The sequence below is a fragment of the Streptomyces sp. NBC_00503 genome, from assembly GCF_036346895.1.
Lineage (GTDB): Bacteria > Actinomycetota > Actinomycetes > Streptomycetales > Streptomycetaceae > Streptomyces.
In genome coordinates this window covers 4,623,574-4,648,687 of sequence record NZ_CP107855.1, presented here as the reverse complement: position 1 = coordinate 4,648,687, position 25,114 = coordinate 4,623,574, and the positions used below count along the sequence as shown (strand labels likewise).

Here is a 25,114-nt window from a genome sequence, read left to right as displayed (position 1 = left end):
TTCTCCTGCTCGCTGGTCGGTGCGCTTCGCTGAGCACTAACCTAGGGAGAGTGCTATCGATCCGTAAGTACGCACTTGGAGGTGCGTACCCCACCCGGAAGTGAGCGCCCATGGCCACCCGAACCGCCGCCGACCGCCGCGAAGAGGCCCGCACCGCCTACGACGCCTTCCTCAAGGAGTGCCCCACCAGCCAGCTCCTGGCCCGCATCAGCGACAAATGGGTCGGCCTCGTCCTCAGCGCCCTCGCCCAGGCCGAAGAACAGTCCCTGCGCTACAGCGACCTCGGCCGCAAGATCCCCGCCGTCAGCCAGAAGATGCTCACCCAGACCCTCCGCTCCCTCGAACGCGACGGCCTCGTCACCCGCACCGTCACCGCCACCGTCCCGGCCCGCGTCGACTACCGGCTCACCGAGCTCGGCGGCAGCCTCGGCTGCCTCTTCTCCTCCGTCAAGCAGTGGGCCGAGAACCACTTCGACGAGGTCAGCGCCCATCGCGAGCTCCACGACCGGACCGCGACGGCCCCGTAGACCGCAGGCCGGGAGCGCGGCCCGGCCCCTCGTTCAAATCCAGTGCCGGGGCCCGTCCCGCAATGGCATGCTGGCCCCGTGAACGGACCCGGCATTGAGCTCACCCTCGCCCCCGAACTGCACGTGTTCGCCGCCCCGAGCCGGCGCGGCACGCGCGTACCGACCACGACCGACGGCGCCTCCAGCCTCGGCCACGTCGTCGAATCGGCCGGCGTCCCGCTCACCGAGGTCGGCCGGATCCTCGTCGACGGCGCCGAGGCGCCCGTCTCCCACGTCCCCCGGGCCGGGGAATCCGTCGAGGTCTTCGGCGTCGACCGCCCCCAGCAGATCCCGGGCGTTCCCGCCGTCGCCCCGCTGCGCTTCCTCCTCGACGTCCACCTCGGCACCCTCGCCCGCCGCCTGCGCCTGCTCGGCGTGGACGCGGCCTACGAGAACGAGGACATCGGCGACCCCGCCCTGGCCACCCGCTCCGCCGCCGAGCAGCGCGTCCTGCTCTCCCGCGACCGCGGGCTGCTGCGACGCCGCGAGCTGTTCGCCGGCGCGTACGTGTACAGCGACAACCCCGACGAGCAGGTCCGCGACATCCTGAGCCGCTTCGCCCCCGCCCTCGCCCCCTGGACCCGCTGCACCGCCTGCAACGGCACCCTGCGCGAGGCCGACAAGGACAGCGTCGGCGACCGGCTGGAGCAGGGCACGCAGCGCTCGTACGAGGTCTTCGCGCAGTGCTCCGACTGCGAGCGCGTCTACTGGCGCGGCGCCCACCACGCCCGTCTGGAGCGGATCGTGGACGAGGCCCTCGCCGAGTTCGCCCCGGAGGCGGGAGCCCGGAAGGCGTGAGCCGGGGGCGGTGAGCCCGGGCGGGTCGGTGAGCAGCACTCACCGACCTCGTAGGGCTCACCGACCTCGTAGGGCTCGTAGGGCTCAGAACGCGTACGCGTCGCCCGTGTCCAGCGCCAGCACCACGTGCTCGTTGTTGGTGTGGTTCCGGTCGGTCGCGCCGCCGTTCCACCACGTGTCCACGCGCACGACCACCTCCGGCGTCCGCTCCCGGAGCGCCAGCACCAGCCCGATGTGCCGCCCCCGCCCGTGCAGCGGCAGCGCCCCGGTCTCGCACATCACCTCGCGCAGCCCGGCCCGCACGCAGCCCTCCGCCAGCTCCTGCCGGTCCGCGAGCTCCGCCGACAGGCGCAGCCGTACGGTGGCGTTGGCCAGCGCCGCCGGGCCGTCGTTCTGCGGAACCAGCAGGATCCGCAGCCGCCCGCCGGCCAGGGCGACCCGCCCGTGGTACGCCACGTCGGCCTCCGGGCCGGACCCGGAGTACCTGGAGTACCCGGACTGGGCGTGAGCAGCACCCGCACCACCGCCGAGCAGTACCAGCAGCCCGGCCATCACCACACTCCGTACGGCACCTCGGCGCACCGTGACCACCTCCACGCGCGGACGTTAGCCACCCCGACCGACCGCCGGTCGGACCATCACACGAATGAGGGCGAGCCCTCCCCCCATCTGCGTGCGTAGGCTTCCGGCCATGCTGATCGCCCGCTCCGCCGCCCTCTTCGCCCTCGCCGCCCTCCTGGAGATCGGCGGCGCCTGGCTCGTCTGGCAGGGCGTCCGCGAGCACCGGGGCTGGGCCTGGATCGGCGTCGGCGTCATCGCACTGGGCCTCTACGGGTTCGTCGCCACCCTCCAGCCCTCGGGCGACTTCGCCCGCGTCCTGGCGGCCTACGGAGGGGTCTTCGTCGCCGGCTCACTGCTCTGGGGTGTGGTCGCCGACGGCTACCGGCCCGACCGCTGGGACATCGCCGGCGCACTCGTCTGCCTCGCCGGCATGGCCGTGATCATGTACGCCCCGCGCGGCCGGTGACCCGCGGGCGCGGCCGGTGACCTTCGGCCCGGCCGGCCGTCCGCCCGTCCGGCCTATGCTGGCGAGTAATCGCACGTACGAAGACACGAACGCACGAACGCACGAGGAGCCCGCATGAGCACGGCCATCCGAACCGCCGTAGTCACCGGCGCGAGCAGCGGCATCGGCGCGGCCACCGCCCGACAGCTCGCCGCGGCCGGCTACCACGTCGTCCTCACCGCCCGCCGCAAGGACCGCATCGAGGAGCTCGCCGCCGAGATCACGGCGGCCGGCCACCGGGCCACAGCCCACGCCCTGGACGTCACCGACCGCGCCGCCGTCGACGCCCTCGCCGCCTCGCTCGACCGCTGCGACGTGCTGGTCAACAACGCCGGCGGCGCCATCGGAGCCGACCCCGTCGCCACCGGCGACCCCGCCGACTGGCGCACGATGTACGAGGTCAACGTCATCGGCACCCTCAACGTCACCCAGGCCCTGCTCCCGGCCCTGACCGCCTCCGGCGACGGCACGGTGGTCGTCCTCTCCTCCACCGCCGGCCACGCCACGTACGAGGGCGGCGCCGGCTACGTCGCCGCCAAGAACGGCGCCCGCGTCCTCGCCGAGACCCTCCGCCTGGAGATCGTCGGCCAGCCCGTCCGCGTCATCGAGATCGCCCCGGGCCTGGTCAAGACCGAGGAGTTCGCGAAGACCCGCTTCCGCGGGGACGCCGAGCGGGCCGAGAAGGTCTACGCCGGCGTGGCCGAGCCCCTCTCCGCCGACGACGTGGCCGACACCATCACCTGGGCGGTGACCCGCCCCAGCCACGTCAACATCGACCTCCTGGTGGTCCGCCCCCGCGCCCAGGCCTCGAACACGAAGCTCCACCGCGAGCTGTAACCCGTAGCGCCTACGGCACCAGCCCGGCACTCTTCAGGTGCGGCATCAGGGCCGCCGGCTTCAGCCCGGCGGCCTTCGCCGCGTCCAGGGCCCGCTGCAGGTCCGCGCCGAGCGTCGGCGTGAAGTGCAGCAGCACGATGTCGCCGGAGTGCAGCTGCGGCGTGGCGGGCGTCTCGCTCCACGTGGTGAAGTCATAGGTCCAAGTAATCAGCGCCTTGACCCCGCACGCCTTGGCGGCCAGCCGAACATCATCATTCACGGCCCCGTACGGCGGCCGCAGCAGCTTCGGCGCCCGCCCGAAGGTGGCGGTCAACTGGTCCTCGGCCCCGCACACCTCAGCGTCCTTGCCCGCGGCGTCGAGCGTGGTCAGGTCGGGGTGGTTGACCGTGTGGTTCTCCACGCCCACCCGCCCCTGGTCGACCAGGTCGGTGAAGTACGAGGTGTCGTACGAGGTCGCCCCGGGCAGCAGGAAGAGCGAAGCGGGAATCCGCTGCTCGACGAGTGTCTTCGCGACGCCCGGATCATGCACCCACCCGTCGTCGATGGTGATGAACACGACCTTCTCGTCGGTCGGCACGTGCGACACGACCGGCGGCAGCCCGACGCTCCGCCCGGCAGCCTGAGCGGCCACACCCGGAGCGGGAGCCCCTCCCACAGCACCGGCGGTCCCCACGACCCCGACGGCGAGCGACAACGACGCGAGCGCGGCAAGAACCACGCGAGATCTCCACATGCCGCACACCTTGGTCTAGACCAACTCCCGCCGTCAATCCCCTAGCCCGAGTTCGCTTTACCGAAGTCCACTCCGTCCGGGCCCAGTTGACGACGGCCACCTCGCCGATCTCCACCCGGGAAGCCGTAAGACCCGTATGGGTGAAGTCGAGCGGATTGTCGGCGGGCACGGATACGCTCCGGAAGCGTGAGCCGCGAGAAGGAGGAAGCTATGGCCGTGACACAGCACGAGACCACGATCGCGGAGGCCGCCGATCGACTCTCCAAAGAGCTTCCCGGGCACCGAGTGGAGATTCTCCAGGGGAGGCTCACCGTGACACCACCAGCCGACGGGCGGCACGCCCGGACCTTGACCCGGCTCACCGTGGCCTTCCACGAGGCCGGGGCCGAGAAGGCCGGCCTGGAATTCCTCCAGGGCATCGGCATCTGGCTGCCCACCGGCGAGGACGACTACGCCGTCCCGGATTTCTCCCTCGTCGAGGCCGACTTCCTGGATCACAAGGTCACGAAGAACTGCTACCGGCCCGACGTCTTCCGCATGATCCTGGAGGTCACCTCCTCGAACTGGGCGGACGACACCGGCACCAAGGTGGAGAGTTACGCCCGGGCCGACGTCCCCGTTTACGTCATCGCCGACCGCCACCACGACGAAGTCGTGATCTACGCGGACCCCCGCGGCACGTCCTACCGCTCACGCAGAAGCTTCAAGCGCGGCACGACACTCCACCTGCCCGACCACCTCGGCGTCACCGTCGAGCTGTCGGTGGACATGCTGCTCGACTGACCGGCCCACACAGAAGGGCCCGGACCCATCACGGCCCAGGCCCCTCCATTCCCCCGGCAGCCACACCTGGGCCTCAACCCTTGATGCAGATGACCTGCTTGAGCTTCGCGACGACCTCGACCAGGTCGGTCTGCTGGTCGATGACCTGCTCGATGGACTTGTACGCGCCCGGGATCTCGTCCACGACGCCCGAGTCCTTGCGGCACTCCACGCCCTTGGTCTGCTCCTCCAGGTCGCGCGCCGAGAACTTCCTCTTCGCGGCCGTACGGCTCATCTTCCGGCCCGCGCCGTGCGAGGCCGAGTTGAAGGACTTCTCGTTGCCGAGGCCCTTCACGATGTACGAACCCGTGCCCATCGAGCCCGGGATGATCCCGTAGTCGCCGCTGCCGGCGCGGATCGCGCCCTTCCGCGTGACCAGTAGGTCCATGCCGTCGTACCGCTCCTCGGACACGTAGTTGTGGTGGCAGCTGATCTCCGGCGCGAAGGAGACCTTCGCCTTCCGGAACTCCTTGCGGATCACTTCCTTGGACAGGCTCATCATCACGGCGCGGTTGTACTTGGCGTACTCCTGCGCCCAGAAGAGATCCTCACGGTAGGCCCGCATCTCCGGCGTGTCCGCGAGGAAGACGGCAAGGTCACGGTCGACCAGCCCCTGGTTGTGCGAGAGGTCTCGGGCCACCCCGATGTGGAAGTCGGCCAGTTCGTTGCCGATGTTGCGGGAACCCGAGTGCAGCATGATCCATACCGAACCGGATATATCTAGACAAAGCTCCCAGAAGTGGTTGCCCCCGCCCATCGTGCCCAATTGCCGCAAAGCGCGCTCATGGCGGAACTTCACCGCGTCCGCGAGGTAGTCGAACCGCTTCCACAGGTCGTCGTACCCCTCCACCGAGAACCCGCACAGCCGCCCCGGATCCACCGCCTCCCGGTGCATCCCCGCGCCCACCGGGATCGCCCGCTCGATCTTCGAGCGGAGGCCCGACAGGTCGCCCGGGAGGTCGTTGGCCGTGAGGGAGGTCTTCACGGCCGACATGCCGCAGCCGATGTCTACGCCGACCGCCGCCGGGCAGACCGCGTCCTTCATGGCGATGACCGAGCCGACCGTGGCGCCCTTGCCGTAGTGCACGTCCGGCATGACGGCCAGGCCCTTGATCCAGGGGAGGCCCGCGGTGTTCTGCAGCTGGCGCATCGCGCTGTCCTCGACCGACGCGGGATCGGTCCACATCCGGATCGGGACCTTCGCCCCGGGCACTTCTACATATGACATCTCGGCCTCAATACCCCGTTAACCACAGGAAAGTCTGAATACGCAAAAAGCCTCGCTCATGGGCCCAAATACGACAGGGGACCGGCGCCGGCACCAGCATGTGCGATAGACATTGTTTCCATCCGCGCCCCAGCCGCGGCAACGCAATTTCCCGAAGGGAGCCGGTGGAACGTGCAGCGCAAGACGGTACGTGGAGTCCTGCCAGGCCTCGCGATCCTGACCTTCCTGACGGCCGGACTCACCGCGTGCACCGACGGGGGCGGGGTCGGCATCACCAGCGACGCCAAGGCCGGGGACAGCGCGGGTGCGGTCGCGCAGCCCGGTAAGTACCGCGTCCTGCCGATGCCGTGCAAGGCCGTGGACGCCAAGAAGGTCCGGGCGATGCTCCCGGCCGCCGACACCCTCACCCCCGAGCAGCGCGACGCGCTCTACGCCGGCGTCGCGGACGCCTCGTACGACGCCGACCGGCGCGTCGGGTGCCGCTGGACCGCGCAGACCCCGACCGAGACCAGGCTGCTGTCGGTCGGCTTCGAGCGCGTGGTCTCGTACAACCGGGCCACCACCAGCGACGACGACAAGGCGCGGCAGGTCTACATCCGCCAGCTCACCGACGCCCACCTGCCCTTCCCGGGCCCGGTCAGCAGCCCCACCCCCAGCCCCAGCCAGAGTGCGAGTCCGAGTCCGGCCGCCGGTGGCGGTACGAGTCCCAGCCCGGGTACGAGTCCCAGTCCCGGTGCCTCCGCGTCGCCCTCCGCCCCGCCCGAGCTCGGTTCGCGGGTCCTCGAAGGGCTCGGCAACGAGGCCTTCCTCGACGACAAGCTGAGCGCGGCCGGCGCCACCGCCGTCCAGTCGCGGACGGTCCGGATTGTGTTCCGTACCTCGAATGTCATCGTCACCGTCGAGTACAGCGTCCAGCCCGCGCTCCCCGGCACGGGCCCGGGCACGGTCCCGCCGAGCGGCGAAACACAGGACAAAGCACGACAGTTGGCGCAGGCCCTCGTCGACCGGTTCAACGAATAGCCGCGCCCGCCGACCGGGGGACACGGGGGCCCGGAGCGCCCGGCGTGACGCCGCGCACAGCCGCCGGGCGCCGGGTCGGGCTACCGTTGCCGGGTCCCTCGCCCGTAAATGGGCTCCGTACGAAGCCCCACAACGTCTGAAGGAATCATGCACCGATCAGCCTCGCGTCTCACCCGCGTCCTCGCCTGCGCAGCCGTTCCGGTGATCCTCACGGTCGCCGGCTGCTCGTCCGACTCGGGCAAGGACTCGGGCAGCGGCAGCTCCAAGAAGGCCGACGCGTCCTCGTCCGCCAAGCCCAGCGGCAAGGCCTCCTCCGCGCTGGAGAAGGCCAAGTACGCCAAGCTGCCCGAGCCGTGCAAGGCGATCGCCGCGAAGACCATCGAGTCGCTCGTCCCGAAGGCCAAGGACGCCAACGGCACGGCGGCCAAGTCGAACGACCTGTCCTCCATCGCGAGCTGTACCTGGAACGGCCTGGACGAAGCCGGGCTGAAGGGCTCGCAGTACCGCTGGCTCTCGATCTCCCTGGTCCGCTACGACTCGCTCGCCTCGGTCGGCACCGGCAGCAAGCGCGCCGAGGGCGAGTACGCCAAGCAGGTCGAGAAGGCGAAGACCGTCGAGGGCGCGGAGAACGTGAAGGCGGAGGCGGCGGGCGGCATCGGCGACCAGGCCACTTCCGTCACCTTCACCACGAAGAAGGACGGCGACTTCTTCAACAACTCGATCCTCGCCCGCACGCAGAACGTCGTCATCACCCTCGACTACAACGGTGCGGCCTACGAGGGTGCCGACGCCCCGGACCAGGCGAAGCTGCTCCAGGACGCCATCGCGGCGATGAAGGAGGCCGTGGCCTCGGTGGACGCCGCCAACCAGGCGAACCAGCCGGAGCAGGCACCTTCCGCCTCGGCCTCCGCCTCGCCTTCCCCTTCGGCCTCGTAGCGTTCCCGCGCGGCCCGGCCCCGGGGGGGCGGTGGACCGCTGACGTCCGGTCACCCGTACGCGCGTACGCTGTGCCCTGCCGTAGCTCGACAAGGGGAGGGGATCGCGGGTGGCCGCGATGCAGCTGACTCGTACGCACCGGATATTGATCGGTGTCGTGGTCGCCGGAGCCGTAGTCATCGCCGGGATCGGTTTCGCGGGCTCGTACGCCGCCGTGCGCGCGCTCGCGTTGCAGAAGGGCTTCGGCAACTTCTCGCTGGTCTTCCCCATCGGCATCGACATGGGCATCTGCGTCCTGCTCGCGCTGGACCTGCTGTTGACGTGGATCCGGATCCCGTTCCCGCTGCTGCGCCAGACGGCGTGGCTGCTGACGGCGGCGACGATCGCGTTCAACGGCGCGGCCGCCTGGCCGGATCCGCTGGGCGTCGGGATGCACGCCGTGATCCCGATCCTGTTCGTGGTCACCGTGGAGGCGGCCCGGCACGCGGTGGGCCGGATCGCGGACATCACCGCCGACCGGCACATGGAGGGCGTCCGCATCACGCGGTGGCTCCTCTCCCCCGTCCCCACCTTCAAGCTGTGGCGCCGGATGAAGCTGTGGGAGCTGCGCTCCTACGAGCAGGCCGTCGGCATGGAGCAGGACCGCCTGATCTACCAGGCCCGCCTCCAGGCCCGCTACGGCCGCTTCTGGCGGCGCAAGGCCCCGGTCGGCGCCATGATGCCGCTGCGGCTGGCCCGGATCGGCGTCCCGCTGTCGCAGACGGCCCCCGAGGGCCTGGCGGCGGCCGGTATCGACCCGCTGGTCCTGCCTCCGGCGGCTGCGGAGGTGGCCGGGGTGGCCGAGGTGACGGGTTCGACGCACCCGGCCCTCCCGGCCGGTGCCGTGGACGCGGCTACGGGTACGGGTACGGGTACGGGTACGGACGCCGTGCAGGCACAGGCGCTGGCCCAGGCCCAGACGGCTCAGGCCCAGATGGTCCAGGCCCAGATGCAGGCGCAGGCGCAGGCCCAGATGCAGGCTCAGCTGCAAGCGCGGATGCAGGCCCAGGCGGCGGGTCTCGCGGCCGCCGCCGCGGGTCCGGTTCCGGGGCAGCCCTTCGGTCCCGAGACCGAAGCCGTGGCCGAGGCGCGGTCCCTGGCGCAGGCTCAGGCACAGGCCCACGCGCTGGCGCTGGCCCAGGCCTTCCCTCCGGTCACCCACGGCGACGCCGCTCCCTTCGCGGTGGACCCGACCGCCATGCCCGCCGCGCACAACAGCGCCTGGTTCGCGGGGCCCCTCGCCCCGCAGGCCGCGTACCAGGGCGGCTACAACCCGCAGTACGTGGACGGCCTGGAGCCGACCCCGGTGATGCCCCCGGCCGGCCCCGGCCCGGAGCAGTACGACCAGCAGGGACTCCAGGGAACGCAGGCCCCGGTACCGGCTCCCCGCCAGGAGCAGTACGAGGGCGACCTCGCGGAGCAGGGGCCGGAGTCCGACCCGGGTGCGGAGCCGGAGCCGGACATCGACGACGTGAAGTTCGCCGAGGCCGCGTACGAGGTCTTCCGCGCGTTCCTCGACGAGTTCTCCCAGTTCCCGACCCCGGAGCAGGTGGACATACACCTCTCGGACCGTCACGGGATCGTGCACCCGCGCAGCGCTTCGATGATCCGCCGCCTGATGCCGGAGCTGAAGCAGCGCTACCAGCGCGACCTCGAGAACGAGCACATCGCGTAGCCCCGTACGGCATGCCCCGTACGGCAGACCCCCTATGGCGTACCCCGCACCCCCGGCACCCCGGGCCCGTACCCCCCAACCAGTAGGGGTGGGGAACTGCTGGTTATCTGGTCCACTCGTGTGAGTGATGGTCCATTTGGGCGAGTCCCGTTACGGTCGTCTGTATGGATCTCCAGGAGTCGGCGAGGGCACGGGGGGTACCTCCCGAAGGTGCGTATTGCTGGCTCCGTGAGGGCAGTTGGCTGACAGTGTTCTGTGCCCGCTTGCACGGACAGCGCTCCGTAAAGAACCGGGCGCGCAGGACACTGGAGGCAGCGGCCGACGGTGGCTGAGCCGCCCAAGAAGTTGCGCACTATCGCTCCCTCGTTTGTGGCGCTCGGTCCGTCCGGTGTGGCGATACGCGACCGCCTCAAGCGCCTGAGTGTCGAGGACGAGGAAGTGCTGCGGCTGGTCGGCGCGCATCAGGGCGCCCTGGCCTCCGGTGACCTCAAGCAGCGGTGCGCGGACGGCACGGACCACTCCACCGGCACGTGGGCGGCCCGTAAGCGGGGGCTGACGAAGGCATCCTCGTCGCGGATCGCCGGGGCGATCACCAAGGCCAGCCATGATCAGTGGGCACTCGCCCGCCGCTGCCAGGCCGCGCACATCCAGAACCTGACCGCCGGCATCGAGATGCTCAAGCACCGTCTCGCCCTCCCGATCGGGGAGAAGGGCAGCAAGCGTGCGGCGGGCGGCTACCGCTCCAGAAGCGAGTGGTTTCGCAAGTCACGGCGTCTGGCCACCCTGGAGGCCCGCCATGAAGCGGCTCTCGCCGACTGGCGGGCGGGTCGGGTCCGTGTGGTCCGGGGCGGAAAGCGGCTCGCGAACACCCGGCACAATCTGGCCGAAGCCCAGCTCACCGAGGAGCAGTGGCGTACCCGCTGGGAGGCCGAACGCTGGTTCCTGGCCGCTGACGGCGAGTCCGGGAAGCGGTTCGGGAACGAGACGATCCGCGTCACCCCCGACGGCGAGGTCAGCGTCAAGCTCCCGTCCGCGCTCGCCCACCTGGCCAACGCCAAGCACGGCCGGTACGTCCTGGCCTGCCGGATCGCGTTCGCGCACCGTGGCGCAGAGTGGGCCGACCGCGTCGAAGCGAACCGGGCCGTGGCCTACCGCATCCACCTGGACGTGGAGCGGGGCCGCTGGTACCTGACCGCAGCCTGGCAACGCCCCGTCATCGAGACGATCCCGCTCGCCGCGGCCCGCGCGAAGGGCATGGTCGGTGTCGATACCAACGCCGACCACTTCGCCGCCTACCACCTCGACCCGCACGGCAACCCCGTCGGCGATCCGCACCGTTTCCCCTTCGACCTGTCCGGCACGGCTGATCACCGCGACGCCCAGATCCGGCACGCCATCACCAGGCTGCTGCACTGGGCGGAAAAAGTCGGAGTCACGGCCATCGCGATCGAAGACCTCGACTTCGCGGCCGAGAAGACCCGGGAGAAGCACGGCAGCCGGAAACGATTCCGGCAGCTCATCTCCGGGATCCCGACCGGCAAGCTGAAAGCCCGACTCGTTTCGATAGCCGCCGAACACGGCCTTTCCATCGTTGCGGTCGATCCCGCGTACACCTCCCAGTGGGGAGGCCGGCACTGGCAGAAGCCGCTGGCCACCCCACGCCGCGGAATGTCCCGTCACGATGCCGCCGGCATCGCGATCGGGCGACGCGCCCTCGGACACCCGATCCGGCGTCGGACGGCACCGCCCCGTAGCGACCAGAGTGATCGTTACGGGCATCGGACCGTCCAGGCCGGACCAGGCACCCGCAGGCGTGACGGAAACCGCCCACCCGCCACGGACCACGTCCCCACAGACGTGTCGCCGAGTGGGACGAGAAAGCGGGGACCCAGTGCATCCAAAACCGTTCGGGATGCGCCCAGTAAGCACCAGTGGGTCCAAGACTCACTCCTGCACACTGGCTAGGAACGGTACGGGCCCTTCTCACATCCGTGCGGAACCTCAGACGGCGAGCAGCTTGCGCACCCGCTCAGCGCCGACCGCGAGGAGCAGCGTGGGCAGGCGGGGTCCGGTCTCCCGGGTCACGAGCAGGCGGTAGAGCAGCGCGAAGAAGGTGCGCTGCGCGACCTTGAGTTCGGGCGTGGGCTTGGCGTCGGGCTCGAGGCCGGCCATGACCTTGGGCACGCCGTAGACGAGGGTGGTGAGCCCGTCGAGGGACCAGTGCGAGTCGAGGCCGTCCACGAGGCGGCGCAGTGATTCGCGGCCCTCGTCGTCGAGGGAGGACAGCAGCTCGGTGTCGGGTTCGTCCCGCACCAGGGTCCGCTGGTCGGCCGGGACCTGGGTGGTGATCCAGTTCTCGGCGCGGTCCAGTCGCGGCCGGACCTCGTCGAGGGAGGTCAGCGGCCGGTCGGGCTCCAGGTCGGAGAGGATCCGCAGGGTCTGCTCGTCGTGGCCGGCGGTGATGTCGACGACGGACGCGAGCGTCCGGTACGGCATCGGCCGCTGCGTGCGCGGCAGTTCACCGGCGGCGGTGCGTACGGCCCGCGCGTGCGCGGCGGCGTCGGCGGGCAGGACCGACTCGTCGGCGACCTTGGCCTCCAGCTTGTCCCACTCGTCGTAGAGCCGCTGGATCTCCTGGTCGAAGGCGATCTTGAAGGACTGGTTGGGGCGGCGGCGCGCGTACAGCCAGCGCAGCAGCTGCGGCTCCATGATCTTCAGCGCGTCGGCCGGGGTGGGGACCCCGCCCTTGCTGGAGGACATCTTGGCCATGCCGCTGATGCCGACGAAGGCGTACATCGGTCCGATCGGCTGCTCGCCGCCGAAGATGCCGACGATCTGGCCGCCGACCTGGAACGAGGAGCCGGGCGAGGAGTGGTCGACGCCGGAGGGCTCGAAGATCACGCCCTCGTAGGCCCAGCGCATGGGCCAGTCGACCTTCCAGACCAGCTTGCCGCGGTTGAACTCGCTGAGCTTGACCGTCTCGGTGTACTCGTCCTCGGTGCAGACGTAGGTCAGTTCGGTGGTCTCGTCGTTGTAGGACGTGACCTTGGTGAAGTCCTTGCCGCACTGGCCGCAGTAGGGCTTGTACGGGAAGTACCCGCCCTCGCCGACGCTGCCGTCGTCCTCGGCGGCGGCGCCCGAACCCTCGGCGGCCTCGAGCTCGGCCTCGTCGACCTGCTTCTGCTGGGGCTTCTTGCCGCCCGGCTTCTGCTTGGTGCGGTACTGGTCGAGGATCGCGTCGATGTCGCCCCGGTGCTTCATCGCGAACAGGACCTGGTCGCGGTAGACACCGGTCGTGTACTGCTCGGTCTGGCTGATCGGGTCGTACTCGACGCCCAGTTCGGCCAGCGATTCGACCATGGCGGCCTTGAAGTGCTCGGCCCACGTCGCGTACGCCGAACCGGCGGGCGCGGGGACGGCGGTCAGCGGCATGCCGATGTACTGGCCGTAGGTCTCGGGGTCCACGCCGGGGATGCCGGCCGGCACCTTGCGGTAGCGGTCGTAGTCGTCCCACGACAGGACGTGCCGCACCTCGATGCCCCGGCGGCGGATCTCGTCCGCGACCAGGTGCGGGGTCATGACCTCGCGGAGGTTGCCCAGGTGGATGGGGCCGGAGGGGGAGAGTCCGGACGCGACGACGACCGCTTTGCCCGGGGCTCGGCGCTCCGCCTCGGCGATGACCTCGTCCGCGAAACGGGAGACCCAGTCGGTCTCGGTGCTGCTCTGGGCGCTCTGAGCCACGACACGTCCTTCTATCTCGAATGCTGGCTTCAGCCATTCTCCCAGACGGAAGCAGGCCCTCCGAGGTTGCCTGTCAGCCGGAGGTGAGCGGAGTGTCGGGGCTGAGCCGCTGCACGGCGGCGAGCACCTCGGGTCCGGTCGTACGGATCTGCGCGGGCGTGAAGGCGAGGGGGCTGCCGTAGCGCTTGGTGTAGCGGGCGGCGCGGCCTTCGCTCCGGGCGCGGAACAGCGGTCCGGGCACCGGTGTCAGGACGACCCCGGGGCGGGGCAGGAACACCACCGGCGCCAGGGCCCCGTGCCTCTTGCCCGGGGCCTTGCCCCAGTGGACCGCGCTCAGATCGGCCCAGGGGACGGTCGGCGCGCCCTTGACGGTGACGCCTTCCGTGTCGAGGCGGAGCACGTGGCCCAGGGCCCGCGAACGCAGGCTCGCGACCGTCACGAGCATGAGCGCCATGACCATGACCGAGACGGAGAACACGCCCAGGGCGAAGTCCGCCGTGCCGTGCGGGTGGACCAGCCGCATCACGCCGGGGATCCCCTGCACGAGCGGAAGGAAGGCCGGCAGCGCCATCCCCGCACAACGGAGTTCCAACGGGGTCCCGGCGGACGGGCGGGGGGCGATCGGCGTCATGATCGCAATCTAGGGCCCGGCCGCGGGGAGCGGAAGCCCCTCGTGTCGTGAGCGGGACGCCCCTTGTGCGGCGGGGAAATCTCGGATGCCGGACAGCCCTCCCATGGGATACTCGGGACTTGCCGAACCGGGCCCGTACCAGGCCCGGACCCGGCGGACACCCGTCGGCAGACACCCGGCAAGCACCCGGCACGAACCCTCACAGGAACGGCAGCTCATGGCCTCGGTCCCTTCCCTCGCTTCTTCCGTCAACCAGCGCGTCGCCGACGCACTCGCCTCCGCCCTGCCGGACGCCGGTGCGAGCGACCCCCTGCTGCGACGAAGCGACCGGGCCGACTTCCAGGCCAACGGCATCCTGGCGCTCGCGAAGAAGGCCAAGGCCAACCCGCGCGAGCTGGCGACGACCGTGGTCGAGTCCATCCCGACCGGTGACCTGATCCGGGAGATCGAGGTCTCCGGGCCCGGCTTCCTCAACATCACCGTCACCGACCGGGCGATCATCGAGACCCTGACCGCCCGGGCCGCCGACGACCGTCTCGGCGTGCCGCTGGCCGCGAAGCCCGGGACGACGGTGATCGACTACGCGCAGCCGAACGTCGCCAAGGAGATGCACGTCGGCCACCTGCGTTCCGCCGTGATCGGCGCGGCGATGGTGGAGATCCTCGAATTCACCGGTGAGAAGGTGGTCCGTCGCCACCACATCGGCGACTGGGGCACCCAGTTCGGCATGCTCATCCAGTACCTGCTGGAGCACCCGCACGAGCTGGACCACGGTTCCGCCGAGGAGGTCTCCGGCGAGGAGGCCATGTCCAACCTCAACCGGCTGTACAAGGCCTCGCGCGCCCTCTTCGACTCCGACGAGGAGTTCAAGACCCGTGCCCGCGCCCGGGTGGTGGACCTCCAGGCCGGCGAGCCGGAGACCCTGGCCCTCTGGCAGCGGTTCGTGGACGAGTCGAAGATCTACTTCTACTCCGTCTTCAACAAGCTGGACATGGACATCCAGGACCCCGACGTGGTCGGCGAGTCCGGCTACAACGACATGCTGGTCGAGACCTGCAAGCTGCTGGAGGAGTCGGGCGTCGCCGTCCGCTCCAACGGCGCGCTCTGCGTGTTCTTCGACGACGTCAAGGGCCAGGACGGCAACCCGACCCCGCTGATCGTCCAGAAGTCCGACGGCGGCTTCGGCTACGCCGCGACCGACCTGTCCGCGATCCGCGACCGGGTGGGCAACCTGGGCGCGACCGAGCTGATCTACGTGGTCGACGCGCGGCAGTCCCTGCACTTCAAGATGGTCTTCGAGACGGCCCGCCGGGCGGGCTGGCTGAACGACGAGGTCAAGGCCGTGCAGCTGGCCTTCGGCACCGTGCTGGGCAAGGACGGCAAGCCGTTCAAGACCCGTGAGGGCGAGACGGTGCGGCTGGTGGACCTGCTGGACGAGGCCGTGGAGCGGGCGACCGCCGTGGTCCGCGAGAAGGCGGAGAAGATCGGCCTGTCCGAGGCGGAGATCGTCGAGAACGGCCAGTACGTGGGCATCGGCGCCGTGAAGTACGCGGACCTGTCGACCTCGGCCGCGCGCGACTACAAGTTCGACCTGGACCAGATGGTCTCGCTGACGGGTGACACGTCCGTGTACCTCCAGTACGCGTACGCCCGCATCAAGTCCATCCTGCGCAAGGCGGGCGAGGCGGGCGACCGCAAGCCGGTCGCGCACCCGGAGCTGGAGCTGGCTCCGGCCGAGCGTGCGCTGGGTCTGCACCTGGACCAGTTCGGCGAGCTCATCGCCGAGGCGGCCGCGGACCACGCCCCGCACAAGGTGGCCGCGTACCTCTACCAGCTGTCCTCGCTGTTCGCGACGTTCTACGAGCAGTGCCCGGTCGTGAAGCCCGAGCCCGAGCTGGTCGTCGGCGAGAACCGCCTGTTCCTGTGCGAGCTGACCGCCCGCACCCTCAGCAAGGGCATGTCCCTGCTGGGCATTCGGACCCCCGAGAAGCTCTGACGCACACGGAAAGGGGCCGTGGGGGGCCTGTGCTCCCCACGGCCCCTTTCCGTTTGTCCGATCGCTGCCGGGCATGTGACGCGGCACACAGGGAACCTTCCGCCTCCCCGCCTCCTCTTGGGGGTGTTGGCACGCCACACGGAGGGGGAGCAGTCATGACACACACGGCAGCGGATACGGGGACACGGACGCCCGGGGCTACGGCCACGGAGGCCGCCGCACCGCCCTGGCGGAGGCGTTCGGGCACCGCCCTGGCCGCCCTCCTCGCCGTGGACGGCCTCGCGCACCTGTACTGGGCCACGGGCCGGACCTGGCCCGCCGTCGACGAGCGGGCGCTCTCCCTCGCCGTACTCGGCATGCAGGGGGTGTCCTTCGCCCCGCCCGTGGTGCTGCCGCTCGCCGCCCTCACCCTGACCGGCGCTGCCGCCGTCCTCGCGCACGCCCACGGCCGCGGCGGCCGGCCCACCCGCCTGGTGACGGCGGCCGTCGCCACGGGGCTGGCCGTACGGGGCCTCGCGGGCCTGGGCTGGGCCGCCGGTCTCCTCGACACCCCGCCCGACAGCCCCTTCGCCACCCTCAACCTCGCGCTCTACACCCCCGCCTGCCTGGGCTTCGGCTGGGCCGCCGCCCGTCTGGCGAGAGCCCGGTGAACGTCCCCCCTCCCGGTGGCGGCCCCCTCACCCCCTCCGCCCGCGACCACGGAGTCGCCCTGGCCCGCGCGGCCCGCGCCGGCAACACCCTGGCGCTGCACGACCTCCTCGACCACCTGACCCCGTACATCGCCCGCATCTGCACGCCGATCGCCCTCGCGGACGGCCCGGACGCCACGCAGGAGGCCCTGCTCGCCGTCTTCCGGTCGCTCCGCTCCCTGCGGGATCCGGAGACCCTGTACGGCTGGGTCCGCTCCATCGCGGTCCGCGAAGCCGTCCGCACCGCCCGGCGTGCGGGCCGCGACCGCCCGGCCGAGCTGGCCGACGTACCCGGCCCGGGCGATCCACAGCTCGCCGCCGACATCGAGGACGTCCTGGCCCGACTCTCGCCCGCCCACCGGGCCGTCCTCGTGCTGCGCGACATCGAAGGCCTGGACGAGGAGTCCGCGGCCGCCCTGCTCGGCGTCCCCCCGGGTACCGCCAAGTCCCGGCTGCACCGTGCCCGTACGAGCTTCAGGAAGGCGTGGTTCTCATGACGTACGCAGTGGACCCCGTGGCGCGGCTGCGCATCATGGCCGCCGCGATCCCCGGCGCGAGGGTCGTGGAGCAGACCCTCCCCGCCCCCTTCGAAACCGTCTGGGCGGTGATGTCCGACCTCGAGGGCGAGTTCGGCCGCTTCCAGCCGGACATGCGCAGCGTCCGCGTGCTGCGCGTGACGGGCGACCGCGTGGAAGCCCTGGCCCGCAGCAAGTACGGCCCGCGAGCCCGCTTCCGCGGGGTCCTGCGCCCGGGCTGGTGCTGGCTCCAGAGCCGCTTCCTGATCATCGGCATGGCCGCGACACCGGAGCCGGGCGGCGGCACCCGCATCGCCCTGACGGGCGGGGTCCGGGTGCCGGGTCGGGGGGCGATCGTCCCGTTCGGGGCGAAATCGGAGCTGGAGGAGGCTGCCTGTCGGCTGAAAGAAAGGCTTTCGTGACCTCTCACCGCTCCCGAACCCCGCCAGCCTCCTTATTCTGATCATGTTCAAAATTAAACGTACTGGGGGGCCGGTCGGCATGTGCGCCGTCCGGAGCCAGTAAATGGGGGGACCCAAATGAAGCTCAAGCGCATGACCCTCGTCGCCGCCGCGGCGATGGTCGGCCCGACCCTGCTCTCGGCCACCCCGGCCATGGCCGACGACCAGCCGGCCGTGACCGTGCCGGACTCGGCCCCGAAGGACGACGCGGCGCCGGTCGCCGACCCCGCACCGGCGACGAAGCCCGCTCCCGAGACGGCCCCGGTCGTCCCCGTCACCCCGGTGACCCCGGTGGTCGAGCAGCCCGCCGTGGCCGCTCCCCCGCCGGTCACCCCGGGCCCGGCCCCGGTCGCCGAGCAGGCTGGCGAGACCAAGGATGCCCCGGCGGACTCGGAGCTGCTGGGCCCGGACGTCAGGATCACGGGCATCCCGAAGGACGGCTTCACGCCGGGCGGCGGCTGGACCCCGCTGACCGTGACCGTGGACAACTCGGCCCACATCGAGGTCAAGAACCTCACCCCCCTCATCGACATCGGCCGGGTCGGCGGCAAGCTCAAGGCTGAGCACTACAAGCTCGAGTACCTCGCTGAGGACCATTCCTGGAAGCCCGCCAGGTGGCTCAACCCTGATGAGCCCTCCCTCGTGAACAACTTCTCCGTCGGAGAACCCAGGACCGTCGCGCGCGGCGGAAGCTACACCGTCCAGGTACGGATCAGCTTCACCGCGGATACTCCGGTCGTCGCCTTCGACATGACGTCCGCAGGCCTGAGCATCCGCCCCGACGGTGGACGGGCTTGGGGTGGCGGCAACTCGTACAAGGCCAAGATCGCTGGCGCCGCAGATATCCCCGACGACTTCGTGGAAGGCCCGGGGATCAGCCTCGAGGGCGTGCCCGAGAACACAAAGGTGGGCGGCTGGCAGCAACTCAGCATCCACATCGACAACGCCGGCAAGAGGGCGCTGGGCCGGTTCGACGTCTACCTCGGCGTCGTCCGCCCCGACTGGGTCAAGACCAAGTCCTCCGACTTCCAGGTCGAGTACTACGGCACGCAGGGCTGGGAGCGCGCCGAACTGCGCTATGAGGACGGCTACTTCGTCGTCAACCAGGTCGGCGGAATCCCGGTCGCGGCGGGCCAGAGCCTCGATCTCAAGATCCGTGTCCGCTTCAACACCAATGCCACGCTCGGAGACCTGGACTTCTACCTCTTCGGTGACGCCCAGACCGGCCCGAACGGATCCGAGTTCGTGAGCAGCCGCGGGGCAATGCGGCTGACCCGACTCGTCGCCGCCGACCCGGCCACGGGGGAGGCGGGGAACGACCCCGCCCCCAACGGCGGTGCCACGCCGATCAGCGACACCGGCACGGGTACCACCACCCAGACCGGCGGCGAGCTCGCCGCCACCGGTAGCTCGCCCGCCACCACCTGGGCCCTCGGCGGAGCCGGCGTGGCTCTGGCCATGGGAGCGGCCCTGGTCGCCGGGACCGGGCGGCGCCGCCGCCCGACCGCCTGAGTCGGCGGAAGCGGAAGCGGAACTCGCACCGGACGACCTTGCCCGGCGCCCGGGGCAGCACGCCCCAGGCGTCGGCGAGGCCCGGGTCCACGTCCGGGACTCCAAGGTCCCCCACGGACCCGTGCTCGGCCTGGCCCCCGCCGCCTGGGTCGCCCTTACGGAGTGGACCGCTCGCTGATCAGTTCGGCCAGGCCGTCCAGCAGGCGGCCCAGGGCGAAGCGGAACTGGAAGTCCGGCTCGTCGGAGCCGGTGAACGCGTCGGATTCCAGGAGCCGGGTCACCGCCGGATGGGTGTCCGGGCCGGTGAGCAGCCGCAGCATGCGTACGTACTGGCCGACGACCTGGTCCGGTGAGACGCCGGACTTCACGATGGCTTCCATCATGTCCGCGGCCATGGTGGCCTCGTTCCGCACGAGTCCGCCGATCAGGATGATCGTCGAGAGCTTCTCGGATTCCCGCAGTGCGGTGCCGGCCATCGCCGCCAGCCCGCGGTCCATCCAGGCGAGCTGGTTCGGACTCACCGGTGCTCCGGTGATCGGGATGCGCAGGATCCAGGAGTTGGCCATCAGGACGGCCCGCTGTGCGTAGGCCCAGTCCGACAGCAGTTCCCGCCAGCTGCGGCCGTCCGCGTCCGGGGGGAGCGGTGGCGGGGTGCCGACGCCCGCGTCCGACATCAGGATGTAGAGCTCTTCCTTCGCCGTGACGTACCGGTAGAGGGACATCGTCGAGACGCCGAGTTCCTTGGCCACCCGGCCCATGGAGACGGCGTCCATCCCCTCGGTGGCGGCGAGGGAGACGGCCGCGTCCACGATCCGGGCGAGCGTCAGCGTGGGGCGCGGCCCCTTGCCGGGGCGTTCGCGCAGGCCCCAGGCCATTTCCAGGCTCGCCGGAAGCCCGGTGCCTTCCACCGGTTCCCTCTCCGGCTCCTTCGCCATGGCCGCCCGCTCCCGCTTTCGTCGTTGACCCACATCCTAGTTCTGTGTATTACTTACACAGAAGCGCGTACGGCATACGCAGAAGACAGAGAGAAGGGAGCGTGGTCCGCGATGGCCACGAACGACCTCGGCATCCACGCCACCGCCCTGACCAAGTCCTACGGCGACCTCCGCGTCCTCGACGGCGTCGATCTGGCCGTCCCGCGCGGCAGCGTCCTCGCCCTCCTCGGCCCCAACGGCGCGGGCAAGACCACCACAGTCCGCCTCCTCGCCACCCTCACCGCACCCGACCCCGACTCCGGCACCGCCCTCGTCGCGGGGTACGACATCACCGCCGACCGGGCGCTCGTGCGCCAACGCATCAGCCTCACCGGGCAGTTCGCCACCGTCGACGACCTCCAGACCGGCTCCGAGATGCTCCGCACGACCGGCCGGCTCTGCGGACTCTCCGCCCGCGCCGCCCGGTCCCGCGCCGACGAACTCCTCGCCCGCTTCGGGCTCGCCGAAGCCGCCGGACGCACCGCGAAGAGCTACTCGGGCGGCATGCGCCGCCGCCTCGACCTCGCCGCGAGCCTGATCGCCCGGCCCGAGGTGATCTTCCTCGACGAGCCGACCGCCGGGCTCGACCCGCGCAGCCGCCAGGACCTGTGGGACCTCGTACGGGAACTGCGTGCCGACGGCACGAGCGTGCTGCTCACCACCCAGTACCTGGAGGAGGCCGACCGGCTCGCCGACCGCGTGGCCGTCCTGGCCGGCGGACGGATCGCCGCCGAAGGCACCTCGGCGGAACTCAAGTCCCGCGTGCCCGGCCACCGCCTCGACCTGACCCTCGCCAGCCGGGCCGCCTACGACGCACTGGCCCCGCGAGCGGCCCGGCTCGCGGCGGGCGAAGGCGCCCCCGCCACGGAGGACCTCACCCTCACGCCGGAGGAGCTCGGCCTCAGCCTGCCCACCGACGGCAGCGCCGCCCACGTCCGGTCCCTGCTCGACGCACTCGACCCCGACCACACGGCCGTGGACCGCTTCTCGGTCCGCGGCGCCACCCTCGACGACGTGTTCCTCACCCTGACGGGAGCCGCTCCGTGACCACCTCCGCCACCACCACCGCCACCGCCACCGCCACCGCCACCGCCACGACCGTCGCGGCCCGCCCCGGCGTCCTCCTCGCGGCCCGCACCCTCGCCGGGCGCAGCCTGCGCATCAGCAGCCGCCAACCGGACGTCCTGATCGGGGCGTTGATGCTGCCGGTCATGCTGATGCTGATCTTCGTCTACTTCTTCGGCGGAGCCATCGACACCGGGACGGCCTACGTGACCTACGTGGTCCCGGGAGCGATGCTGCTCTGCGCCGGCTTCGGCGCGGCGAACACCGCCGTCAGCGTCGCCACCGACATGAAGGAAGGCGTGATCGACCGCTTCCGTTCCCTGGACATCGGCGGCGTCCCGATCCTGGCCGGGCACGTCGCGGCCTCGGTCCTGCGCAACCTCGTGTCCACCGGCCTGGTCCTGGCCGTCGCGCTCGCCATCGGCTTCCGCCCCCGGGCCTCGCTGTCCGGCTTCCTGGCCGCGGCCGCGCTCCTGGTCGCGTACATCACCGCGATCTCCTGGCTGGCCGCGACGCTCGGGCTGCTCGCCGGTACACCGGAGGCGGCGGGCGGCTTCACCTTCCTGATGATGTTCCTGCCGTACCCGTCCAGCGCGTTCGTCCCCATCGACACCATGCCCGGCTGGCTCCACGGCTTCGCCGACCACCAGCCGCTGACCCCGGTGATCGAGTCCCTCCGGGCCCTGCTCCTGGCCCAGCCGGCGGGCGACGCCCCCTGGGTGGCCCTGGCCTGGTGCGCGGCCATCGGCGTGGTGTCCGTGGCCCTGGCGGCCGTCCTCTTCGAACGGCGGACGCGGTAGGCGAACCGGACGACGCGGACAGCACGGACCGCACGAACGGGCCCGGTGCGCCGACCCGGCGCACCGCGCCCGCATCCCGACGTGTCAGTGCAGCGGGTACGAGTGCCGGCCCGTAGCCGCGTCGATCTCCGTGTGGGCCTTCTGCAGCATCTGGGACGCGATGTCCATCAGCGCGCGAGCGCCCGCGATCTCTTCCCCGACCCGCAGCTGCTCCGGGTCGGAGGGGTGACGCATGGCGTAGCCGTGCGCCCGTACCTCGGAGCCGTCTCCGAGTCTGACCAGGGCCGCCGCACTGGTGCGGTGGCCCTCCTCGGTGAATTCGAGCTCCACATGCCACCCGACGAGCGTGGTCATGGCACATCACCTCCAGGGTTCCGTGCACCCTGCCTCCAGGGTGCACCTGAGCCGGAGGCGATGCGAGTCGGCCGGGAACGCGCCCCGGACCGACACGGGAACGCGCTCCGGCTCAGCCCTGTCGCTCGGCCCTACCGCTCGGACCGCAGCCAGCCCGCGACCTCCGTGGCCCAGTAGGTCAGGATCGTGTCCGCGCCCGCGCGCTTGATCCCGAGGAGGGTCTCCAGGATGGCGCGGTCGCGCTCGATCCAGCCCTTCTCCGCCGCCGCCTCGATCATCGCGAACTCGCCGCTGATCTGGTACGCGGCCACCGGGACGTCCACGGACTGCGCGACCCGGTAGAGGATGTCGAGGTAGGGGCCGGCCGGCTTGACCATCACCATGTCGGCGCCCTCCTCCAGGTCGAGGGCGAGCTCGCGCAGCGACTCGCGGGCGTTCGCCGGGTCCTGCTGGTAGCTCTTGCGGTCGCCCTGGAGGGACGAGGCGACGGCCTCGCGGAAGGGCCCGTAGAAGGCGGAGGAGTACTTCGCCGTGTAGGCGAGGATCGACACGTCCTCGTGCCCGGTCTCGTCCAGCGCGTCGCGGATCACACCGACCTGGCCGTCCATCATCCCGCTCGGGCCCACCACGTGGACGCCCGCGTCGGCCTGGACCTGCGCCATCTCCGCGTAGCGCTCCAGCGTCGCGTCGTTGTCCACGCGGCCGTGCTCGTCCAGGACACCGCAGTGGCCGTGGTCCGTGTACTCGTCGAGGCACAGGTCGGACATGATGACGAGATCGTCGCCGACCTCCGCCTTCACGTCGCGGATCGCGACCTGGAGGATCCCGTCGGGCTCGGTGCCCGCCGTGCCCCGCGCGTCCTTGTTCTCGTCCGCCGGGACCCCGAACAGCATGATCCCCGAGACCCCCGCCTCGACCGCCTCCACCGCGGCCTTCCGCAGCGTGTCCCGGGTGTGCTGGACCACGCCCGGCATCGCCGAGATGGCGAGCGGCTCGCTGATGCCCTCCCGGACGAACGCCGGGAGGATCAGGTCCGAGGGGTGCAGCCTGGTCTCAGCGACCATCCGCCGCATCGCCGGGGTGGTGCGCAGCCGACGGGGCCGCGAGCCGGGGAAGGATCCGTACGCGCTCATCTTCAGGTCGCCTCTTCGAGCTTCGACAGCAGTCGGCACAAGCCTAGAGCCCTCCCCGCCCCGGCCCCGCCCGGCCCGGCCATCACCGCCCCGGCCCCGCCCGGCCCGGCATCCGCCCGTCCCCGGCGTCCGCCCGGCTACTCGGCCCCGCCCGGGGAAGGTGTACCACCACGGCCTGGGTCGTTCCGCTCCCGCCACTGCCCGAGCGCCCGGGCCCGGTGGTCGAACGGGTGCGGCGGGCCGAGTTCCTCCACCCGCGCGTACGCCTGCGGGGTGCCCGGATGGTCCCGCAGGGCCAGCCCGTAGGCGCCGATCGACCGCGTCAGCCACGCGTCCGCGTCCAGGAGGGACAGCAGCAGCTCCGTGGCATCGGCCGTGCGGTCGTCGGACTCCGCCAGGAAGTCCGCGGCCCCGTCCCGCACGGGGCTCCGCGGGTCCCGTGCCAGGTCCCGGACCACGGCACGGAGCCCGTCCACGTCGCCGTCGCCATGCCCGAGCAGGACCGCGGCGGCCGCGAACCTCACCTCGCCGTCGGGGTCCTGCGTCAGGGCGCGCAGGGCTTCGCGCCCCGAGGCCGTGATCGGCCGGTCGTACCCGTACAGGCAGTCCACCGCCTTCTGGCGGACCCGGGGATCGCGATGGCCGACGTGCTCGAGGCCGATGCCCTCCAGCCCCGGGTGTGCCACGTCGTGTTCGGTGAGGGCCGCCAGCACCTGCGCGAGCACCACGGAGTCCGGCTCCAGAACCGCCCAGGCGGCGAGGAGTTCACGGTCCTCCTCGTGATGCGGGTACGCGTCGGCCCCTACGCCGAGCTGCCTGGTCCACAGCCAGTCCGCGGCGAAGAGGCGGTGGTCCGCCGCCGGGTGGTGCCGCAAGGCCGTCACCACCTCCCGGGCCCCTTCGAGCCCGATGCGGGACGCGGCCCAGTCCACGTGCGAGGGGTCGGGGTGACGCAGGGCACGGGCCACCAGCTCCTCCGGCGGGACCGGAACGCCGAACACCCGCTCCAGAGTGGTCAGGACGGCGCCGTGACCGCCGCGCACCGTCGACCCGCCGAGCACGACCTCCTCGACCTCGCACCACTGCTCCTCCACCGACGAGATCCGCGCCGGGCCCACCGCCCCCGTCCGGCGCCGCAGCTCCGCCTCCGCGCCCGCCCCGTACCAGTGCCGGGCCGCCTCCAGCAGCCGTACCCGCTCCGCCTCCGCCAGCCGCTGACCCGGTGCGGGCAGGTCCTGGGACCACAACAGCGCGCCGACCATCGCCGGGGAGCCCCCCTCGACGGCCCGCAGCAGCGGCGTCGTACCGTCCGCCAGCACCCGGTCCGGGTCGGCGCCGGCCGCCACCAGCACCCCGGCGGCCTCGTAGGCGTACGCCGCCAACGCCGCGCACAGCGGCGGCAGTCCGTCCCGGCCCGGGGCGTTCGGATCCGCGCCCTCCCCCAGCAGCGCCCGTACCGCTTCGAGGTCCCCCGACCGAACCGCTTCCCCCAGTGCCGTCATGCCCCGAACATGCCACAGGGC

At 71.4% G+C, this 25,114-nt stretch carries 25 protein-coding genes and 1 pseudogene; 17 read left to right on the top strand and 9 right to left on the bottom strand.

Annotated features, from left to right (window positions below; genetic code table 11):
• The first annotated feature begins 110 nt into the window (after positions 1 to 110).
• Positions 111 to 527 carry a winged helix-turn-helix transcriptional regulator gene (locus tag OG490_RS21595; RefSeq protein ID WP_330297944.1) on the top strand — a complete coding sequence of 139 codons (417 nt, stop codon included), beginning with the start codon at positions 111 to 113 and terminating at the stop codon, positions 525 to 527.
• 78 nt (positions 528 to 605) lie between these two features.
• Positions 606 to 1,364: a Mut7-C RNAse domain-containing protein gene (locus OG490_RS21590; protein WP_330297943.1), complete on the top strand. Its 759-nt coding sequence runs from the start codon at positions 606 to 608 to the stop codon at positions 1,362 to 1,364.
• A gap of 84 nt (positions 1,365 to 1,448) precedes the next feature.
• Here OG490_RS21590 and OG490_RS21585 read toward each other — a convergent pair whose 3' ends face one another.
• A complete protein-coding gene (locus OG490_RS21585) occupies positions 1,449 to 1,961 on the bottom strand; it encodes a hypothetical protein (RefSeq protein ID WP_330297942.1) in 513 nt (170 codons plus the stop codon).
• Between the two features lie 94 nt (positions 1,962 to 2,055).
• Here OG490_RS21585 and OG490_RS21580 point away from each other — a divergent pair, with 94 nt between their 5' ends.
• Together OG490_RS21580 and OG490_RS21575 are read left to right on the top strand one after the other, a co-directional pair.
• The gene (locus OG490_RS21580; protein WP_330297941.1) at positions 2,056 to 2,391 is read left to right on the top strand and encodes a YnfA family protein; all 336 of its coding nucleotides are present in this window, start codon (positions 2,056 to 2,058) and stop codon (positions 2,389 to 2,391) included.
• A gap of 114 nt (positions 2,392 to 2,505) precedes the next feature.
• A complete protein-coding gene (locus OG490_RS21575; protein ID WP_330297940.1) occupies positions 2,506 to 3,267 on the top strand; it encodes an SDR family oxidoreductase in 762 nt (253 codons plus the stop codon).
• A gap of 10 nt (positions 3,268 to 3,277) precedes the next feature.
• Here the strand turns inward: OG490_RS21575 and OG490_RS21570 are convergent, their stop codons facing one another.
• Positions 3,278 to 4,000, bottom strand: coding sequence for a polysaccharide deacetylase family protein (locus OG490_RS21570; protein ID WP_330297939.1), 723 nt, complete (start codon positions 3,998 to 4,000; stop codon positions 3,278 to 3,280).
• 210 nt (positions 4,001 to 4,210) lie between these two features.
• Between OG490_RS21570 and OG490_RS21565 the strand changes: the two genes are divergently transcribed.
• Positions 4,211 to 4,783 (top strand): Uma2 family endonuclease, encoded by a 573-nt coding sequence (locus OG490_RS21565; protein WP_330297938.1) that lies wholly within the window; start codon positions 4,211 to 4,213, stop codon positions 4,781 to 4,783.
• A 73-nt stretch (positions 4,784 to 4,856) separates the two neighbouring features.
• Here OG490_RS21565 and OG490_RS21560 read toward each other — a convergent pair whose 3' ends face one another.
• Complete coding sequence (locus OG490_RS21560; protein WP_330297937.1) at positions 4,857 to 6,050, bottom strand: RtcB family protein; 1,194 nt, start codon at positions 6,048 to 6,050, stop codon at positions 4,857 to 4,859.
• 171 nt (positions 6,051 to 6,221) lie between these two features.
• Between OG490_RS21560 and OG490_RS21555 the strand changes: the two genes are divergently transcribed.
• From OG490_RS21555 to OG490_RS21540, 4 genes are all read left to right on the top strand, one after another.
• Positions 6,222 to 7,070 carry a DUF3558 domain-containing protein gene (locus tag OG490_RS21555; protein WP_330297936.1) on the top strand — a complete coding sequence of 283 codons (849 nt, stop codon included), beginning with the start codon at positions 6,222 to 6,224 and terminating at the stop codon, positions 7,068 to 7,070.
• A gap of 147 nt (positions 7,071 to 7,217) precedes the next feature.
• On the top strand, positions 7,218 to 8,006 hold the full coding sequence (locus OG490_RS21550) for a DUF3558 domain-containing protein (protein WP_330297935.1): 789 nt from the start codon (positions 7,218 to 7,220) through the stop codon (positions 8,004 to 8,006).
• Between the two features lie 109 nt (positions 8,007 to 8,115).
• Entirely contained in the window at positions 8,116 to 9,720 is a 1,605-nt protein-coding gene (locus OG490_RS21545) for a DUF2637 domain-containing protein (RefSeq protein WP_330297934.1), read from the top strand.
• Between the two features lie 324 nt (positions 9,721 to 10,044).
• The gene (locus tag OG490_RS21540; RefSeq protein WP_330297933.1) at positions 10,045 to 11,685 is read left to right on the top strand and encodes a transposase; all 1,641 of its coding nucleotides are present in this window, start codon (positions 10,045 to 10,047) and stop codon (positions 11,683 to 11,685) included.
• Positions 11,686 to 11,721: 36 nt separating this feature from the next.
• Here OG490_RS21540 and lysS read toward each other — a convergent pair whose 3' ends face one another.
• Positions 11,722 to 13,461, bottom strand: a complete 1,740-nt coding sequence (lysS, locus tag OG490_RS21535; protein WP_330297932.1) for a lysine--tRNA ligase — start codon at positions 13,459 to 13,461, stop codon at positions 11,722 to 11,724.
• Positions 13,462 to 13,534: 73 nt separating this feature from the next.
• Positions 13,535 to 14,092 (bottom strand): hypothetical protein, encoded by a 558-nt coding sequence (locus OG490_RS21530; RefSeq protein WP_330297931.1) that lies wholly within the window; start codon positions 14,090 to 14,092, stop codon positions 13,535 to 13,537.
• A 217-nt stretch (positions 14,093 to 14,309) separates the two neighbouring features.
• Here OG490_RS21530 and argS point away from each other — a divergent pair, with 217 nt between their 5' ends.
• The 6 genes and pseudogenes from argS to OG490_RS39220 all read left to right on the top strand — a co-directional run.
• Positions 14,310 to 16,088: an arginine--tRNA ligase gene (gene argS / locus OG490_RS21525; protein ID WP_330297930.1), complete on the top strand. Its 1,779-nt coding sequence runs from the start codon at positions 14,310 to 14,312 to the stop codon at positions 16,086 to 16,088.
• A 155-nt stretch (positions 16,089 to 16,243) separates the two neighbouring features.
• The gene (locus tag OG490_RS21520; protein WP_330297929.1) at positions 16,244 to 16,738 is read left to right on the top strand and encodes a DUF3995 domain-containing protein; all 495 of its coding nucleotides are present in this window, start codon (positions 16,244 to 16,246) and stop codon (positions 16,736 to 16,738) included.
• Positions 16,735 to 17,274, top strand: a complete 540-nt coding sequence (locus OG490_RS21515; RefSeq protein ID WP_443065851.1) for an RNA polymerase sigma factor — start codon at positions 16,735 to 16,737, stop codon at positions 17,272 to 17,274. Before OG490_RS21520 ends, OG490_RS21515 begins: the two co-directional genes overlap by 4 nt.
• The gene (locus OG490_RS21510) at positions 17,271 to 17,714 is read left to right on the top strand and encodes an SRPBCC family protein (RefSeq protein ID WP_330297928.1); all 444 of its coding nucleotides are present in this window, start codon (positions 17,271 to 17,273) and stop codon (positions 17,712 to 17,714) included. The genes OG490_RS21515 and OG490_RS21510 overlap by 4 nt, the downstream gene beginning before the upstream one ends.
• 117 nt (positions 17,715 to 17,831) lie before the next feature.
• Complete coding sequence (locus tag OG490_RS21505; protein WP_330297927.1) at positions 17,832 to 19,265, top strand: hypothetical protein; 1,434 nt, start codon at positions 17,832 to 17,834, stop codon at positions 19,263 to 19,265.
• A 97-nt stretch (positions 19,266 to 19,362) separates the two neighbouring features.
• Positions 19,363 to 19,443: pseudogene (locus tag OG490_RS39220) on the top strand (DUF397 domain-containing protein); the annotation flags it as partial.
• On the opposite strand, the gene OG490_RS21500 reads toward OG490_RS39220, so the two are convergent.
• Positions 19,421 to 20,200, bottom strand: a complete 780-nt coding sequence (locus OG490_RS21500) for a TetR/AcrR family transcriptional regulator (RefSeq protein ID WP_330297926.1) — start codon at positions 20,198 to 20,200, stop codon at positions 19,421 to 19,423. The pseudogene OG490_RS39220 and the gene OG490_RS21500 sit on opposite strands and share 23 nt — an antisense overlap.
• Positions 20,201 to 20,311: 111 nt before the next feature.
• Between OG490_RS21500 and OG490_RS21495 the strand changes: the two genes are divergently transcribed.
• Together OG490_RS21495 and OG490_RS21490 are read left to right on the top strand one after the other, a co-directional pair.
• Positions 20,312 to 21,286: an ABC transporter ATP-binding protein gene (locus OG490_RS21495; RefSeq protein ID WP_330297925.1), complete on the top strand. Its 975-nt coding sequence runs from the start codon at positions 20,312 to 20,314 to the stop codon at positions 21,284 to 21,286.
• Positions 21,283 to 22,104 (top strand): ABC transporter permease, encoded by an 822-nt coding sequence (locus tag OG490_RS21490; RefSeq protein WP_330297924.1) that lies wholly within the window; start codon positions 21,283 to 21,285, stop codon positions 22,102 to 22,104. Before OG490_RS21495 ends, OG490_RS21490 begins: the two co-directional genes overlap by 4 nt.
• A gap of 84 nt (positions 22,105 to 22,188) precedes the next feature.
• Here OG490_RS21490 and OG490_RS21485 read toward each other — a convergent pair whose 3' ends face one another.
• From OG490_RS21485 to OG490_RS21475, 3 genes are all read right to left on the bottom strand, one after another.
• Positions 22,189 to 22,458: a DUF1876 domain-containing protein gene (locus OG490_RS21485; RefSeq protein ID WP_330297923.1), complete on the bottom strand. Its 270-nt coding sequence runs from the start codon at positions 22,456 to 22,458 to the stop codon at positions 22,189 to 22,191.
• A gap of 131 nt (positions 22,459 to 22,589) precedes the next feature.
• Positions 22,590 to 23,591 carry a porphobilinogen synthase gene (hemB, locus tag OG490_RS21480; protein WP_330297922.1) on the bottom strand — a complete coding sequence of 334 codons (1,002 nt, stop codon included), beginning with the start codon at positions 23,589 to 23,591 and terminating at the stop codon, positions 22,590 to 22,592.
• Between the two features lie 137 nt (positions 23,592 to 23,728).
• A complete protein-coding gene (locus OG490_RS21475) occupies positions 23,729 to 25,093 on the bottom strand; it encodes a HEAT repeat domain-containing protein (protein ID WP_330297921.1) in 1,365 nt (454 codons plus the stop codon).
• Positions 25,094 to 25,114: the final 21 nt, after the last annotated feature.